The following is a 15,240-nucleotide window of genomic DNA, read 5'->3' on the forward strand; positions in this document are numbered from 1 at the left end:
AGGATACATATATTTAAGGGGGAAAACAGATGAATGGAAAGCGTTGGGCTGCACTTGGAATCGCAGCCGTTTTATTTTTTGTATCTATTGCTGTAGGGGCGGCCACTACTCTATTTACAGCGGATACGGAAAATATCATTGATGAATTATTTGCTTCCGAAAGTGCATTTTACGAGGAAGTCATAGAAGGCGATGATTACACTAATGTTATTGCCGTATTTGATGTAGAGGGCACGATTCAAGATACAGGGGAAGCCTCATTACTTAGTTCAGCAACATATAATCACCGTGCCTTCATGGATAAGCTGAAGATGGCAGAGGAAAATGACGATATCAAAGGAATCATCCTTCGGGTGAATTCTCCAGGCGGCGGTGTCGTCGAAAGTGCAGAGATTCATGAAAAGATCCTTGATATCAAGAAAGTGAAAAAACCTGTTTATGTATCAATGGGGTCTATGGCTGCTTCAGGCGGATATTATATTTCTGCACCAGCCGACAAGATTTATGCCAGCCCAGAAACGATGACGGGTTCACTTGGAGTCATCATGCATGGGTATAATTACGAGAAGCTGGCCAAGAAGTATGGTGTCGAGTTCGAAACCATCAAAAGCGGACCACACAAAGATATTATGAGTCCAACCCGTGAAATGACTGGGGAAGAACGTGAAATACTGCAGAATATGATTAATAATTCTTATGATCAATTTGTAAAAGTCATTGCTGACGGACGCGGAATGACAGAGAAGGAAGTAAGGGAAATTGCCGATGGACGCATTTATGATGGACGTCAGGCTAAGGAAAACCATCTAATCGATGATTTCGGCCATTTGGATGATGTAATTGCCGCAATGAAAACGGATATCGGTAAAAAGGATGCTCAAGTCATCCGTTATACGGATGAGGCAGGTTTCGGTTCATTATTCAGTATGAGTGCGCAAAAAATGTTGGGAAATGATGTGGAAACGGCAGTCTTGACAAAAATCCTTTCCTCTTCAAATTCTCCACGCTTAATGTATTTGTATGCGGAATAGGGGGGCTGAAGGATGACGGAAAGAAATGAAAACAATGAACAAATCGCTTCATCCAATCTAATGGCAGAACAAGAGGTTCCCGTTCAGCAGGAATTTACATCAGCCAAAAAGGCTGTGGGTGATGATGAAGTCAAAAAAGTGCATTTTGCTGGTTTTTGGATGAGGTTTTGGGCCTATTTAGCCGATCTATTGGTTATCGGAAGCTTGAACCGGATTTTGATTCATCCCATCTTTAAATTTTATGAAGGGACAGATGACCTTTGGTTCTCCGCAGAGGGCTTCTTAACGGGGATCGTATTTTTCTTATACTTTGTATTGATGACCAAATTCTTGAATCAAACCCTTGGCAAGATGATTTTTGGACTGAAAGTCGTTGCCTTGAAGGAAGAGAAAAAAACCATTTCATGGAGCACGATATTGTTCAGGGAGCTGATTGGCCGCTATATTTCAAAGGTCACTTGGATTGGCTATCTCTTGGCAGGCCTATTACCGAAGAAACAGGCTTTGCATGATGTCTTTGCTGACACGGGCGTTGTGTTGATCAGAAGATGATTTCTTCCATTCATAAATCTGTAAGAGCGTGATTTTCGCTTTTGCAGGTTTATTTTTTTTTGCATATGCCGATAATGATAGGCTGAAGGGGTGTAGGTGCATGAAGTGGCTTTTGATGATTATGGGTATCCTCATTTTGGTGCTGCTTATTGTTATTTTCACTAAAGTAAGAGTGTCCATCGACTACAAGCGTGTCCAAGCGAATGACCTAATACATATTAAATTATCAGCTTGGTACGGGCTTTTTCACTATACATTCAAGGTTCCGGTCATAAAAATGGAAGATGACTCGGGAACTGCAGTAGTAAAGAAAGAGCAAGAAATGAACGGAAAAACAAATAAGGAAGAAAAGAAAAAAATCACAGCCGAAGATTTGCGGGACGGATTCGCAGACATTCTGGAAACGCTTCAGCATATAATCGGATTCCATAAGATCGTCCGTCAATTCGCTGGGAAAGTCAAAGTCAAAAAATTCACCTGGCATAGTAAGGTCGGTACTAAAAACGCTGCACACACCGGTGTTTTAACTGGTGCATGCTGGGCACTTAAAGGTTCAATCATCGGTTTGCTGACAACCTATTTCAACTTTCGGATCATGCCCTCCTATTCTATTACACCCGACTTTCAGAGATGGCAGGCAAACACGTCGATTTCCTGCATATTACAATTCAGAATCGGGCAGGCTATGGTGACTGGAATAAAACTGCTTCGTTATTGGAAAGGCGGAAAGCCGCATTTCAAGTCGAGGAAATTAGCGAAGCTATCAGATGATTCCAATAAACAATCGTTCTAGAGTGGAGGGAATTTAAATGTCAGATCATCCGATCCAAGGTTTAATGAAAGAAGCTATGGAAAATCTTAAAGAAATGGTCGATGTGAACACGATCATTGGGGATCCGGTAGAAACTCCGGATGGAAGTGTCATTTTAACTGTATCCAAAGTGGGGTTTGGTTTTGCAGCCGGTGGCAGCGAATTTGTGATGGATGGAAACCATCAAGGACAGCAAGGCGGTTCCAAGCAGCCTTTTGGCGGCGGTAGCGGCGGTGGGGTTTCCATAACGCCAATTGCCTTTTTGATTGTCGGTTCCCATGGAGTGAAAATGATTCATCTCGATGAAGGGACGCATCTTCTCGAAAAAATGATGGATTTAGCTCCTCAAGTCGTCGATAAGATTCAGTCCATGCTATCCAAGAAAGACAATCATCAAAAGCAAGGCAGCAATCAATACCAAGGCGGCAGTCAAGCAGCTGTGAACAGATACCAAGAACCTAAACAGGATATAGACTTCTAATTGCGACTCGGCATCCGCCGAGTTTTTTCTTTTTGCTGCATTCTTCCTTTGTACCAAAAAAAGCTCGGATGGCGAACATGTGCAAGCATCATTCACATTTCCTGATTCAATTAATTGCAAAATTCCGGCAAAACAAATATCATTATGCTTGTACATATAGCAGAAAAGGGAGGAATTATTAATGGCTTCAGTTACATTTAAAAACAACCCGATCACTTTAGTGGGACAAGAACTAAAAGTTGGGGACAAAGCACCTGATTTTACAGTATTGGCTAATGACTTATCACCGGTTACTTTAAGCGACTCCAAAGGTTCTGTCCGCATTATCAGCGTTGTTCCATCCGTGGATACAGGCGTATGTGATGCACAGACACGTAAATTCAATGAAGAAGCGGCAAAATTGGATAATGTGAAAGTACTGACGATCAGTAACGACCTTCCTTTCGCGCAAAAACGCTGGTGTGCTGCCAGCGGCTTGGACAATGTTCAAGTCCTTTCCGATCACCGTGACCTTTCATTCGGTGAAGCATATGGTGTCGTCATGCAAGAACTTCGTCTATTGGCTCGCTCTGTATTCGTTGTGAACAGCTCTGATGAAATCACATATGTGGAATATGTGAGTGAAGGTACCAACCATCCAAATTACGAAGGTGCAATCGAAGCGGCGAAAGCGGCAAAATAAGATCGGCGAATTTAAGAAACCGGGCACAATGTGCCCGGTTTTTTGTTTTAATGTTGATTTTCTTGTTGATAAACACCTTGTCGTTGAAGTGGAAAGGTCCTTTTTAGGCTCTAATGTTCATTTAAGTTGTGCGTTATATTAATTTTTAAGTGTCATTTCTATAGAAGGGTATCATTTATTATATCTGGATTCAGTTAAGGCTCGAAAGTCGGACCATTTTGTGGTAAAACAACTTTGCCAGACCATTCCTGACCATTAGGTGTTCCAACTCTTATGTCAATTTCATTAGGCCACGACGGCATTTGTCTTTGATGGGGCCCCGGAAAAAACCCCGCTTGTTGCCCTGCTCGAAATCCTTCTCGATATCCTTGTCGATACCCTTGTCGAAATCCTTGACGAAAACCTTGTTGAAACCCCTGCTGTTGCCTGTTAAATTCATCTGCTGACTGAATATCATGTTGCTGATTTATCGGATTAACCTGCCCATGATAGTTTTGATATTGATTATCCATATATAATCACCACCTCATGCATGGTATTCTGTTTGGGCCTTCATTGAGCCTATCCAAGTAATAAAAAAAATACAGGGCAACAAAACAACCTGTTTTAAAAGAGTTTCTATCTGAATTTCAAAACAAATTTGCTTGGAACGTAAGGTACGAGACTCCTGCGGGAAAAGCGTGTCTAGGGAGACCCCGCAGGCGCAAGCCGAGGAGGCTCCCCGACCGCCCGCGGAAAGCGAGTGCCTTACGTTCCAATCAACGCCCAAATTTTACACCTTGTATTTAATTTACTTATTACTTACTCATGGATGAAATCTTGAAAAGGGAGTGGGCGCGAGATTCCTTATCAAACGGAATTCGGTACGCTAATAATCGAAGAATGATGAGCAGGACGTCCGGCTTGTATCTCTTTCTTCTTACCTTTAAAATAGGGACAGAAGCAAACAGGAGGAATTAATAAGTGAAGTCTACCCCAGTTGAACAATTATTTTATGAATTTGATGAAACAGCTCAAATATTGCAAAGTGAACTATCATGTACGTATCTGGACGCCTTGGGCGAGACGGGCGAGAATTTCTTCCAAGGGAAAGTCCTGCAGGATGAAATCAGTGAAGTATCGAAGAAAAGGTTAGCGAAGCATTATGCAGATTTTTCACCAGAGAAATATGAGAAAGAAGCAATCCGTAAAGCGTATCAGCTTGCCATTTTAAAAGGCATGCAGCAGAGCGTTCAGCCGAATCATCATATGACTCCTGATGCAGTCGGCATGTTCGTCAGCTATTTAGTCGGTAAATTCACCAAGGACCAAAAAGAGATAGTCATGCTCGATCCAGCCATTGGGACGGGGAACTTACTATTTGCGATCATGAATCAGCTTACTGATAAGAACATCGCTTCATATGGTGTCGAGATTGATGAAACCTTGATCAGGCTTGCTTATGCTGGTGCCAACCTGCAAGAACATCCACTGGAATTTTTCAATCAGGACAGCTTGGAGCCACTTTTCATCGATCCTTCAGATGTTGTGGTCAGTGATTTGCCGATTGGTTATTACCCGAATGATGTGCGTGCAGCTGAATATGAATTGAAGGCCGACAAGGGACATTCGTATGCTCACCATTTGTTTATTGAACAAGGTGTTAAACACGCGAAGGATGGCGGACACCTATTCTTCATTGTCCCGAATAACCTGTTCGTCTCGGAGGAAGCTCCGAAACTCAATGATTTCCTGAAGAAGCATACACATATCCAAGGGATGGTGCAACTGCCGCTTTCCATGTTCAAGAATGAATCGGCTGCCAAAAGCATCCTGATCCTTCAAAAGAAAAAAGAGGGGATCGAAGCTCCGAAGAAGGCATTGCTTGTACAACTTCCGAAGTTGTCGGATTTCGAAGCGACAAGGTCTGTCATGCAACAGATGGATGATTGGTTTAAAGAGGAAAAATAAAAAATGAAAGCTGATGCCATAGGCATTGGCTTTCATTTTTTTTTTGAAAAAATGGTGATTGGCAATTTTTCATTATCATTTGGTTGAAATCGCTTGCCATGATAAGATTGTACAATACACTGCACGTTTAGAAATGAACAAAGAACTAACTTAGAGTAAAGGAGCAGGATCGATGTCAAAAGTCATGGCTATTAATGCGGGCAGCTCTTCATTGAAGTTTCAGCTTTTTGAGATGCCTAGTGAAAAAGTAATTACAAAAGGTCTTGTAGAAAGAATCGGCTTGAAAAATTCCGCATTCACTTTAAGCGTCGAAGGCGAAAATGTTTCTGAAACGGTGGATATACCCAATCATGAAGTGGCTGTAGGGCTTTTATTGAAAAAGCTCATTGACCATCGGATCATTGACTCCTTTGAAGAGATAGATGGCGTAGGCCATCGGGTGGTGCATGGCGGCGAGGTATTCAGTGACTCGGTCTTGATCACGGAGGATGTAATAAAGGAAATCGAAAAGCTTTCCGAGTTGGCGCCCCTTCATAATCCTGCCAATATCACCGGGATCCAAGCCTTCAGGCGAATACTTGATGATGTGCCAGCGGTTGCGGTATTCGATACGGCCTTCCATCAAACGATGGCAGCAGGTTCCTATTTGTACAGTTTACCTCTTGAATATTATGAAAAGTACGGAATTAGGAAGTATGGGTTTCATGGTACTTCACATAAATATGTATCGCAGCGTGCTGCCGAAATGATTGGCCGCCCAATTGAACAGCTTCGATTGATATCCTGCCATTTAGGGAATGGTGCAAGCATTACGGCCATAAAGGGAGGCAAATCGATTGATACATCAATGGGGTTCACTCCCTTGGCCGGTGTTACCATGGGAACGCGGTCAGGGAACATCGACCCTGCACTGATTCCTTATATCATGGAGAAGACGGGAAAAACAGCAGATGAAGTGCTGGATGTCCTGAATAAGAAAAGCGGCATGCTAGCCCTTTCCGGATTTTCCAGCGACCTGCGCGATATTCAAGTTGAAGCGGATAAAGGAAATGAGCGGGCAGAACTCGCACTTAAAGTATTTGCAGACCGGATTCACAAGTACATTGGCTCCTATTCAGCTAAAATGGGAGGTGTGGACGGCATCATTTTTACAGCGGGCATCGGTGAAAACAGTCAAACAATTAGAGGGCGTATCTTGGAGGGACTTGAATTCATGGGGGTATATTGGGATAAGGATCTCAATCGCACCAAGGGCAAGGAAGCGTTCATCAATACACCTTATTCCCCTGTCAAAGTCATGGTCATCCCAACCAATGAAGAAATCATGATTGTCAGGGATACTGTGAAAATAGCTTTGAGAGAAACCTGGAAAGCATGACTTCCTTTTTTTTATAAGGCAACTTTCGTAAAGATTGTTGTTTTTAAAACGAAACGATTTAAGGTTGATTGGAGCGGAAGTGCGAGACTCCTGCGGGAGCAGCGGGCCAGGTAAGACACCACAGGCGTTACGCCGGGGATGCTCACCGCCCGCCCCGCGGAAAGCGAGCATCTGGAGGGGAAATCAACCACTCCAGATTACTTGGTAAATAGCAACAAAGTATGGAAAAACAGCCTTTTATAATGATCTCCTTATCTCTCTGGTAAGGGGGGCTTATCAAATTTCATCAGCGGAATTCGCATTCTCATGGATTTTATGTACGGGCAATCCAGGAACGCCGGATCGCCATCATCCATTCTCTGAAATGCTTCCTTCTATGGTATACTTAAGGGAGAATCCACCAATTCTGTACATAGGAGGCTTGATGCATGGAATTCACGAACCGGGAAATGAAAGTTTGGAATGAAATTAGTGAATGGCAGGAAAAACTCTATCAATATGAGCCAACGGATCTTGCTGCATTATATGATAAATGGTTGGAGCAGGGGTTTGCCCTGCTTCCGGAAAACGTCCAACAACAGTTTTTCGAAAAGCTTGATACTTGGCTTTTTCATTTGCATGCCATGGTTCAGAGCTCACAAGTTCAAATAGATGCAAGAGAGCGGATCTTAGCATCCGCGCGCGTGTTTCATGAAGAAATCGAAACGTTGAGTGATTTGAATCACTTATCGATCGATCAGTTGAATTACATAGCCAATCAGCATATCGCTAAGCATCGTTTATATTCTTTTGCACAAGGCGGGATGAGCGGATCAGGAGGCCTGCTTCTGCTGGGGAGCGATATCCCGGCCATGACCGTCATCAATGTCAGGATCGTACAGCTGATTGCGATGTCTTATGGTGTCGAGGTGAATACACCGTTTGAAATGATGCTCGCCCTTAAGGTATTCAATGCAGGAGCGATGCCAAAGAGGCTCCAAGGAATAGCCTGGGAAGAATTGATCCGTGAGGTCCAGACCGCAGAAGATGACTATTTTTATTTAGGAATCGAAGAATTGACAAACCCTACATGGATGGAACAGCCGCTCAAGCAGCTGTTGAAAGCATTATCCATTGCCGTTTTCCGCAAAAAACTGGTTCGGGGCATACCGTTCATCAGCATGGCCATCGGGGCTGGATCCAATTATCAAATGACCAGGAATGTCAGTGAATTTGCCCAGAGGTTCTATCAATATCGTTATTTACTGGAGAAGAAGGCTGATGGAGAATGAGTGTCAAGAATCATAAAAAAGCCGTCACGGAGGCAGTTCGCTGCATGGTGATAACCATCACCGATACGCGTGATGAAGAAACGGATAAAAGCGGGGCACTGATGAAGGAATTATTGAAATCCAGTGGTCATGAAGTGACGGATTATGTAATCGTTAAAGATGAGCGGAAGGCGATTCAGGATGCGGTCACTTCTGGCAGCCAAAGCGGCATGGTTGATGTCATATTAACAAATGGGGGCACTGGCATCGCCAAAAGGGATGTAACGATCGAGGCGGTCAAAGAATTGATGACCAAGGAAATACCCGGTTTTGGCGAGATTTTCCGTATGCTCAGCTATCAAGAGGATATCGGGGCGGCTGCCATTCTATCCAGGGCGATTGCCGGAGTCGTGAACAACAAAGCGGTTTTTTCCACCCCGGGTTCATCAGGGGCGGTTCGGCTTGCGATGAATAAATTGATTCTTCCGGAGTTGGGACATGTCGTCGGTGAACTTCGCAAGGATTTATAAGAGGGATGCAAAAAAAGCCACAGTTTTAAACTGTGGCTTTTTTTGCATGGAATAGGCCTTAATTATGCATCTTTTCCGTCACGGCTTGATTGGCACGATACCAAAGCCATAAATCATTGATGATGGAAGCAAGTTCCGCAATTTCGGAATTGAGCTGGCATGATTTGGCGAAATTACTCTCATCGGAGAGCCGAAACTGCTTTCGGTTAATCGTTGATTCCAGTTCCTTGATGCGGTCCGGGATGCTTCCCCTGATATTCTCCCAATGTACGAGTATTTGCTGCTGCTCGCCTTTTGTATATTCATCCCACTCCAGATTCAAATCGGGAATGGAGATGCCGAGCCTTTCATCATAGATAAATAGTTCTCTCATATGCCCTCCGCTTTTCGATTTATCATACTCCTAGTTTACTATATTCCCGCGGAAGCATCCAATGTGTAATTCCCTGAAAATATTAGCGGATTATTTAGCGAAATCTTTAAAATACCCCTTGTATTCCATTAATAAAGATGATAAAGTACTAATCATAGATTGAATAAAAATAACAAACGATGAATTTTTATTCACACGAAAGGACGATGGAAATGGAAAATCAAAAAGTTGTTTTAGCATATTCCGGAGGTTTGGATACTTCCGTTGCAATTAAATGGTTACAAGATCAAGGGTATGAAGTTGTGGCATGCTGCTTGGATGTCGGAGAAGGAAAAGATTTGGACTTCATTAAGGAAAAAGCGATCACTGTTGGTGCGGTAAGTTCCTATGTCATTGATGCGAAGGACGAATTCGCTGATGAATTCGCATTGACGGCTCTTCAGGCACATACTTTGTATGAAGGGAAATATCCATTGGTATCAGCTTTATCACGTCCGCTGATCGCGAAGAAATTAGTGGAAGTGGCTGAAGCGGAAAACGCGGTTGCCGTTGCGCACGGTTGTACGGGAAAAGGAAATGACCAAGTGCGTTTCGAAGTATCAATCTCCGCATTGAACCCTAATTTGCAAGTTCTTGCACCTGTTCGTGACTGGAAATGGTCTCGTGAAGAGGAGATTGAATATGCAGCGAAAAATGGGATTCCCGTTCCGATTGGCATGGCGAGCCCGTTCTCGATTGACCAAAACCTTTGGGGAAGAAGTAACGAATGCGGAATCCTGGAAGATCCTTGGGCAGCTCCGCCGGAAGAGGCCTATGATTTGACTACAAGCCTTGAATGTACTCCAGATACTGCAGATATCATTGAAATTGGTTTTGAACAAGGTGTGCCGGTTACATTGAATGATAAAAACTATAAATTGGCTGACCTGATCGTCGAGTTGAATCAAATTGCCGGCAAACACGGAGTTGGACGTATCGATCACGTTGAAAATAGATTAGTAGGGATCAAATCACGTGAAGTCTATGAAGCTCCTGGTGCGATGACATTGATAGCTGCACACAAAGAACTTGAAGATATCACGCTTGTTAAAGAACTGGCTCACTTCAAACCGGTGATCGAGAAGAAAATGACTGAATTGATTTATGAGGGACTTTGGTTCTCTCCGCTTCAAAAAGCTTTGGCTGCATTCCTGAAAGAAACACAAGTGAATGTAACGGGTACGGTACGTGTGAAACTATTCAAAGGTCATGCGATTGTTGAAGGAAGAAAATCCGAGTACTCCCTATATGACGAAAAATTGGCTACCTATACAAAAGCGGATGAATTCGATCATGATGCAGCAGTTGGATTCATTAAGCTATGGGGACTTCCAACGAAAGTGAACAGCATGGTCAATAGCAAGAAGGTGACGGTGTGAGCAGCAAGCTTTGGGGAGGGAGATTTACGAAATCTGCCGAAGAATGGGTAGATGAGTTCGGAGCTTCCATTTCCTTTGACCAGGAACTTGTCCTTGAAGATATTCAAGGCAGTTTAGCTCATGTAACCATGTTAAAGCAATGCAGCATTTTACCTGAAGAAGATGCGGATCAGATCATCGCGGGTCTGAAAAGTTTACAGGAAAAAGCTGAGAAGGGTGAATTGACTTTTAAGGTTGAGATGGAAGATATCCACCTCAACCTGGAAAGTATGCTAATAAGCGAAATCGGTCCAGTTGGCGGAAAGCTTCATACAGGAAGAAGCCGTAATGACCAAGTTGCAACCGACCTTCATCTGTATATGCGGAACCAAACGAAAGTGATTCTGGAACTCATCAATGATTTGCAAATAGCGATTTTGGGACAATCCAAGAAGAATGTGGAAACGCTGATTCCAGGTTATACACATTTACAGCGTGCACAGCCCATTTCGTTTGCCCACCATTTAATGGCTTATTTTTGGATGCTTGAGCGTGACAAGCAGCGCTTCACCGAGAGTTTCAAAAGAATCAACATTTCTCCATTGGGTGCTGGGGCATTGGCTGGGACGACTTTCCCGATTGACCGTGCCCTCAGTGCGGAGCTATTGGGATTTGACGGAATTTACGAAAACAGCCTTGATGCGGTAAGTGATCGTGATTTTGCCATTGAATTCATGAGCAACAGCGCGACAATGATGATGCATTTATCCCGTTTCAGCGAAGAAATCATTCTCTGGTCAAGCCAGGAATTCCAATTCATTGAATTGGATGATGCGTTTTCCACTGGAAGCAGCATCATGCCGCAAAAGAAAAACCCTGATATGGCGGAATTGATCCGTGGTAAAACAGGACGGGTTTATGGGAACCTAACGGGGTTATTGACTGTTTTGAAAGGACTGCCGCTTGCTTATAACAAAGATATGCAAGAAGATAAAGAAGGCGTTTTTGATACGGTTAAGACCATTGTTGGTTCACTTAAAATATTTGCCGGCATGATTTCAACGATGAAAGTGAAAACGGACATAATGGAAAAAGCAACAAAAAATGACTTCTCGAATGCGACGGAATTAGCTGATTACCTGGCTTCAAAGGGAATGCCTTTCCGTGAGGCGCACGAAGTGGTCGGGAAGCTTGTATTGTTCTGTGTCCAGAATGGCTGCTATTTAGTCGACCTGAGCATTGAACAATTCCAGGAAGCTTCCGAGTTGTTCGATCAGGATATTTATGATGCATTAAATCCTTATGAGGCAGTTAAACGCCGTAACAGTGCGGGCGGTACAGGTTTTGCCCAAGTCCTGCTGGCGATTGAAAAAGCGGAAAAACTAGTAAGTGAATAACAGGAAAAAGCTCGTTCACCAATTTGGCGAACGAGCTTTTTATCATTTTCTCTTATTGATTCGTACGCACGACCATTACATCACAGTTGGAATGGCGAACGATGCCTTCCGACACGCTGCCGATAAGGAAACGTTCGACTGCATTAAGGCCTGTTGCACCGCAGACAATTAAATCGATCGAATGCTTTTTCGCTAAATCCCTTGGAATTTGAACTTTAGGAGAACCATAGGCAACTTCTGTTTGGACCTTTGTAATCCCGGAGGCAATGGCTTCCGTTTTATACTTGTCCAATAGCTCATTGGCAAAGGTTTCAGAGTGATCACGGATAGTCATATCATAAGCTTCGACAGTAGGGAAATTCCTTGTATCCACGATGTGTGTGAGCACAAGGGTAGCATCACTGAGTTTTGCTAAGTAGATGGCCTTTTTTAAGGCCCACTCTGCTTCTTCCGAGCCGTCCACTGCTACAAGAATATTTTTATAATCTATACTATTCAAGTGAATCCCCTCCTTCTATTTCATTCCTATTATACAATGATTTACCTTATGGATCTGATTTCAATTGTAACAAATCAGCGAATGTTTATGCCAATAATCTGGAAAATATATGATTCCAACCTTATTATGATGTGATGAATCATTGCATGCGAATATCTATTCTTTTTACCTTATTTGTTTATTTATGGTAACCTCTAATGTGAGAGGGGAGTTTTTTTCTTTGAGTGTTTCAAAAATAGTAAACTATGCATTATATTTATACGTGCTTTTGTATGCATTGATCTATTGCATTTTTATTTCTTACATCAATTTTGTGCATGCTACGATCAGTTTAATGAGTATATCAGCACTGCTGCTTCCATTTATTCTATTACTATTTTTTCAAAGGATTTCATGGAAATATACCAATAAGCATAATAAAAGGAAATTCAAAATTAGATTTATAGTCATATCAAGCCTTGGCTTTGCCCTTCTGGTTTTTTGTGTGGTTTTGTTAGGGGTAAATGAATCTGAATCAAGGTTCACCACTGAAAGATGGTTAAATGATGTTGAAGGAAGAGTCTACCTGGTAGATGACTTAATCAATGAACATGAATTGATAGGCATGACAAAAGATGAAGTGTTCACGCTTTTAGGGTCTCCAACAGAAACGGAATATTTTAAAGAGGAAGATAATGTTGTTTATTATCTCGGTGACGAGAGGGGAATCATAAGAATAGATAGTGAATGGCTGGTCATTTGGTTTGACGGCAGTGATAAAGCAATGAAGTATGAATTGCGGACCGATTAGGTGATATGTTGAATAAATACCCCCGTCTTAAATGAAGGCGGGGGTATTCGGATTTCGTTATATTAAATGGCTCTGCATCATCACTTTATGATTTGCAGGCTTTTCGGGAATTTGGTCAAAACCTCACAGCCGGCATCGGTGATCAATAGATCATCTTCAATCCTGACACCTGCAACATTCGGGACATATATGCCAGGTTCGATGGTATAAACCATTCCGGATTGAAGTTCGAGAGAATTCGTTTCAGTCAAGGATGGATACTCATGGACACTGATCCCAAGTCCGTGGCCGAGCCTGTGCGGGAAGAATTCACCGTATCCTTTATCCCTGATGATGTTTCTGGCCGTCAAGTCTATCTCGGAACAGGATACGCCAGGTTTACTGGCTGCAACGGCAGCTTCTTGTGCTCTCCGTACAGTTTCATATATTTCTGCCTGTTTATCATTGATATCTCCGTAAGCAACCGTTCTAGTAATGTCAGAGCAGTACCCTTCATGAACGACGCCAAGGTCAAAGAGGACAAGGTCGCCGCGCTGAACCTTCGTATTCCCAGGTGTGCCATGCGGGGAAGCGCCATTTTTACCAGTCAGGACCATGGTGGAGAAAGACATTTGGCTCACTCCGGCCTTTTTCAATTCGTATTCAATCGCTGCAAGGATTTCCATTTCCGTTTTACCTTCATGAATTTCGCTGACACCCACTTCAATCGCAAAGTCGGCAAGGCGGCATGCTTCACGGATTTTGACCATTTCATCTTCCGATTTGATCATTCGCATCTTTTGAAGTTTTTCTTCTGCGGAAACAAGCTTCGGTGCTCCGAAGTGTTGTTGGACCTTTTCATAACGTTCCACATTCATATGCTCTTTTTCAATGGCCATTGTATGGATGGTTAAACCGCGATCCTTGACTGCCTGCTTAACTTTTTCCCAAGGGTTTTCAATGTCGGTGTAACCGATGATATCTCCATCCCATCCAGCTTGTTTAGCATCCGGAACTTCCATCTGCGGGCAGACAAGGAAAGGTTCGGCATTTGCAAAAATGGCAAGTGCCAGCAGTCTTTCATGAGGATCACTAAAAAACCCGCTCAAATAGAAGATGCTCTCTGTAGATGTAAGTAAAGCGGCTTCAGCCTCATTCGCCTGTAGCCAAGTTTGTAGTTCTTTCAAACGTTCATTCATGACGGTACCTCCATTAATAAGATATAATTACCTTAGCAATATTTAAAAGTATAGTAAATGGGAAAGTCCTAAGAAAGCTACATAAAAAAATTGTTGGTATGGGAAGGGAGCATCAAAAATGAAAGTATCTTTTCATGGACATGCAGTTGTAAAAATCGAAACGAATGGTAAAACGATTTTAATCGATCCATTCATTAGTGGAAACGAATTGACCGATTTGAAGGTGGAAGATGTGAAACCGGATGTGATCATCTTAACACATGGCCATAATGACCATGTCGGTGATACGGTTGAATTGGCCAAAAGGCATGATGCGCTTGTCATCGGCATTGCAGAGATTGCCGATTACCTGGGTGATCAAGGGGTCAGGACCCACGGGATGAGCATCGGCGGAGCTTTCGAGTTCGACTTTGGAAAAGTGAAACTGACGCCAGCTTTCCATGGAACGGGATTCAATAATGGAGAGGGGCAAATCATTTATTTAGGAATGCCTGCTGGAATATTGCTTACGATAGAAGGGAAAACGATCTATCATGCAGGGGATACAGCGGTATTTTCCGATATGAAACTGATCGGGGAACGACATCCGATTGACTTGGCATTCTTGCCTATCGGCGACAATTACACCATGGGCCCGGAAGATGCAGCACTTGCAGCGAAATTCCTTCAAGCCAAACAAGTCGTGCCGATTCATTACAATACTTTCCCTGTGATCAAACAGGATCCTGAAAAATTCCTCGACTTGCTTGAAGAGGAAAATGGACTGATCATGGAAGCCGGGGATGAAATAGATTTTTAAAAGGAGCGGGAGCCCGCAGGGGCTTCCGACAGACTATAGATAAGCTCGATGATAATGGAGTGTGTCGACAGTTTTTTTAGGTTTGTAAAATTTGACCGTTTCTTTCCACTGCAGGCACTCGCTTTCCGCGGGCGGTCCGGGA

17 protein-coding genes are annotated in these 15,240 nt (G+C 43.0%); 13 read left to right on the forward strand and 4 right to left on the reverse strand.

The features are described from left to right. Positions 1–29 precede the first annotated feature (29 nt). The 5 genes from sppA to tpx all read left to right on the forward strand — a co-directional run bounded on the left by sppA (position 30) and on the right by tpx (position 3,557). Entirely contained in the window at positions 30–1,031 is a 1,002-nt protein-coding gene (sppA, locus tag J7I90_RS09840; RefSeq protein ID WP_214770992.1) for a signal peptide peptidase SppA, read from the forward strand. Positions 1,032–1,043: 12 nt separating this feature from the next. Then, a complete protein-coding gene (locus J7I90_RS09845) occupies positions 1,044–1,583 on the forward strand; it encodes an RDD family protein (RefSeq protein ID WP_214770994.1) in 540 nt (179 codons plus the stop codon). Positions 1,584–1,683: 100 nt separating this feature from the next. Beyond that, on the forward strand, positions 1,684–2,376 hold the full coding sequence (locus J7I90_RS09850; RefSeq protein ID WP_214770996.1) for a DUF2953 domain-containing protein: 693 nt from the start codon (positions 1,684–1,686) through the stop codon (positions 2,374–2,376). 16 nt (positions 2,377–2,392) lie between these two features. Beyond that, the gene (gene ytfJ / locus J7I90_RS09855) at positions 2,393–2,875 is read left to right on the forward strand and encodes a GerW family sporulation protein (RefSeq protein WP_214770999.1); all 483 of its coding nucleotides are present in this window, start codon (positions 2,393–2,395) and stop codon (positions 2,873–2,875) included. Between the two features lie 181 nt (positions 2,876–3,056). After that, positions 3,057–3,557: a thiol peroxidase gene (gene tpx, locus J7I90_RS09860; protein WP_034309176.1), complete on the forward strand. Its 501-nt coding sequence runs from the start codon at positions 3,057–3,059 to the stop codon at positions 3,555–3,557. A 194-nt stretch (positions 3,558–3,751) separates the two neighbouring features. Here tpx and J7I90_RS09865 read toward each other — a convergent pair whose 3' ends face one another. Then, entirely contained in the window at positions 3,752–4,069 is a 318-nt protein-coding gene (locus J7I90_RS09865; protein ID WP_214771002.1) for a hypothetical protein, read from the reverse strand. A 451-nt stretch (positions 4,070–4,520) separates the two neighbouring features. On the opposite strand from J7I90_RS09865, the gene J7I90_RS09870 reads away from it, so the two are divergent. From J7I90_RS09870 to J7I90_RS09885, 4 genes are all read left to right on the forward strand, one after another. Further along, positions 4,521–5,507, forward strand: coding sequence for a class I SAM-dependent methyltransferase (locus J7I90_RS09870; protein WP_034309170.1), 987 nt, complete (start codon positions 4,521–4,523; stop codon positions 5,505–5,507). A 172-nt stretch (positions 5,508–5,679) separates the two neighbouring features. Then, positions 5,680–6,885 carry an acetate kinase gene (locus J7I90_RS09875; protein WP_214771005.1) on the forward strand — a complete coding sequence of 402 codons (1,206 nt, stop codon included), beginning with the start codon at positions 5,680–5,682 and terminating at the stop codon, positions 6,883–6,885. Between the two features lie 428 nt (positions 6,886–7,313). Then, a complete protein-coding gene (locus J7I90_RS09880) occupies positions 7,314–8,156 on the forward strand; it encodes an EcsC family protein (protein WP_214771009.1) in 843 nt (280 codons plus the stop codon). After that, positions 8,153–8,665 (forward strand): MogA/MoaB family molybdenum cofactor biosynthesis protein, encoded by a 513-nt coding sequence (locus tag J7I90_RS09885; RefSeq protein ID WP_214771012.1) that lies wholly within the window; start codon positions 8,153–8,155, stop codon positions 8,663–8,665. The genes J7I90_RS09880 and J7I90_RS09885 overlap by 4 nt, the downstream gene beginning before the upstream one ends. Positions 8,666–8,723: 58 nt before the next feature. On the opposite strand, the gene J7I90_RS09890 is transcribed toward J7I90_RS09885, so the two are convergent. Further along, positions 8,724–9,038 (reverse strand): hypothetical protein, encoded by a 315-nt coding sequence (locus J7I90_RS09890; protein WP_034309161.1) that lies wholly within the window; start codon positions 9,036–9,038, stop codon positions 8,724–8,726. Positions 9,039–9,250: 212 nt separating this feature from the next. Between J7I90_RS09890 and J7I90_RS09895 the strand changes: the two genes are divergently transcribed. Then, positions 9,251–10,456 (forward strand): argininosuccinate synthase, encoded by a 1,206-nt coding sequence (locus tag J7I90_RS09895; RefSeq protein WP_034309158.1) that lies wholly within the window; start codon positions 9,251–9,253, stop codon positions 10,454–10,456. After that, positions 10,453–11,832, forward strand: a complete 1,380-nt coding sequence (argH, locus tag J7I90_RS09900; protein WP_214771015.1) for an argininosuccinate lyase — start codon at positions 10,453–10,455, stop codon at positions 11,830–11,832. Before J7I90_RS09895 ends, argH begins: the two co-directional genes overlap by 4 nt. A gap of 52 nt (positions 11,833–11,884) precedes the next feature. On the opposite strand, the gene J7I90_RS09905 is transcribed toward argH, so the two are convergent. Continuing rightward, a complete protein-coding gene (locus J7I90_RS09905) occupies positions 11,885–12,322 on the reverse strand; it encodes a universal stress protein (protein WP_034311454.1) in 438 nt (145 codons plus the stop codon). A 229-nt stretch (positions 12,323–12,551) separates the two neighbouring features. Here J7I90_RS09905 and J7I90_RS09910 point away from each other — a divergent pair, with 229 nt between their 5' ends. Then, positions 12,552–13,121, forward strand: a complete 570-nt coding sequence (locus J7I90_RS09910) for an outer membrane protein assembly factor BamE (RefSeq protein ID WP_214771018.1) — start codon at positions 12,552–12,554, stop codon at positions 13,119–13,121. An 80-nt stretch (positions 13,122–13,201) separates the two neighbouring features. On the opposite strand, the gene J7I90_RS09915 is transcribed toward J7I90_RS09910, so the two are convergent. Next, entirely contained in the window at positions 13,202–14,299 is a 1,098-nt protein-coding gene (locus J7I90_RS09915; protein ID WP_048681093.1) for a M24 family metallopeptidase, read from the reverse strand. 118 nt (positions 14,300–14,417) lie between these two features. Between J7I90_RS09915 and J7I90_RS09920 the strand changes: the two genes are divergently transcribed. Continuing rightward, complete coding sequence (locus J7I90_RS09920; protein ID WP_214771021.1) at positions 14,418–15,098, forward strand: metal-dependent hydrolase; 681 nt, start codon at positions 14,418–14,420, stop codon at positions 15,096–15,098. The last annotated feature ends 142 nt before the right edge of the window (positions 15,099–15,240 follow it).

It is taken from the genome of Bacillus sp. ISL-57 (assembly GCF_018613135.1).
Taxonomy (GTDB): domain Bacteria; phylum Bacillota; class Bacilli; order Bacillales; family DSM-1321; genus Peribacillus; species Peribacillus frigoritolerans.

Bases quoted from the DNA above. Each gene is read 5' to 3' on its own strand.
- J7I90_RS09880 (WP_214771009.1), top strand. From the start codon at position 7,314: ATGGAATTCACGAACCGGGAAATGAAAGTTTGGAATGAAATTAGTGAA.
- sppA (WP_214770992.1), top strand. From the start codon at position 30: ATGAATGGAAAGCGTTGGGCTGCACTTGGAATCGCAGCCGTTTTATTT.
- J7I90_RS09895 (WP_034309158.1), top strand. From the start codon at position 9,251: ATGGAAAATCAAAAAGTTGTTTTAGCATATTCCGGAGGTTTGGATACT.
- J7I90_RS09845 (WP_214770994.1), top strand. From the start codon at position 1,044: ATGACGGAAAGAAATGAAAACAATGAACAAATCGCTTCATCCAATCTA.
- J7I90_RS09875 (WP_214771005.1), top strand. From the start codon at position 5,680: ATGTCAAAAGTCATGGCTATTAATGCGGGCAGCTCTTCATTGAAGTTT.
- J7I90_RS09865 (WP_214771002.1), bottom strand. From the start codon at position 4,069: ATGGATAATCAATATCAAAACTATCATGGGCAGGTTAATCCGATAAAT.
- ytfJ (WP_214770999.1), top strand. From the start codon at position 2,393: ATGTCAGATCATCCGATCCAAGGTTTAATGAAAGAAGCTATGGAAAAT.
- tpx (WP_034309176.1), top strand. From the start codon at position 3,057: ATGGCTTCAGTTACATTTAAAAACAACCCGATCACTTTAGTGGGACAA.
- J7I90_RS09915 (WP_048681093.1), bottom strand. From the start codon at position 14,299: ATGAATGAACGTTTGAAAGAACTACAAACTTGGCTACAGGCGAATGAG.
- J7I90_RS09850 (WP_214770996.1), top strand. From the start codon at position 1,684: ATGAAGTGGCTTTTGATGATTATGGGTATCCTCATTTTGGTGCTGCTT.
- J7I90_RS09890 (WP_034309161.1), bottom strand. From the start codon at position 9,038: ATGAGAGAACTATTTATCTATGATGAAAGGCTCGGCATCTCCATTCCC.
- J7I90_RS09920 (WP_214771021.1), top strand. From the start codon at position 14,418: ATGAAAGTATCTTTTCATGGACATGCAGTTGTAAAAATCGAAACGAAT.
- J7I90_RS09885 (WP_214771012.1), top strand. From the start codon at position 8,153: ATGAGTGTCAAGAATCATAAAAAAGCCGTCACGGAGGCAGTTCGCTGC.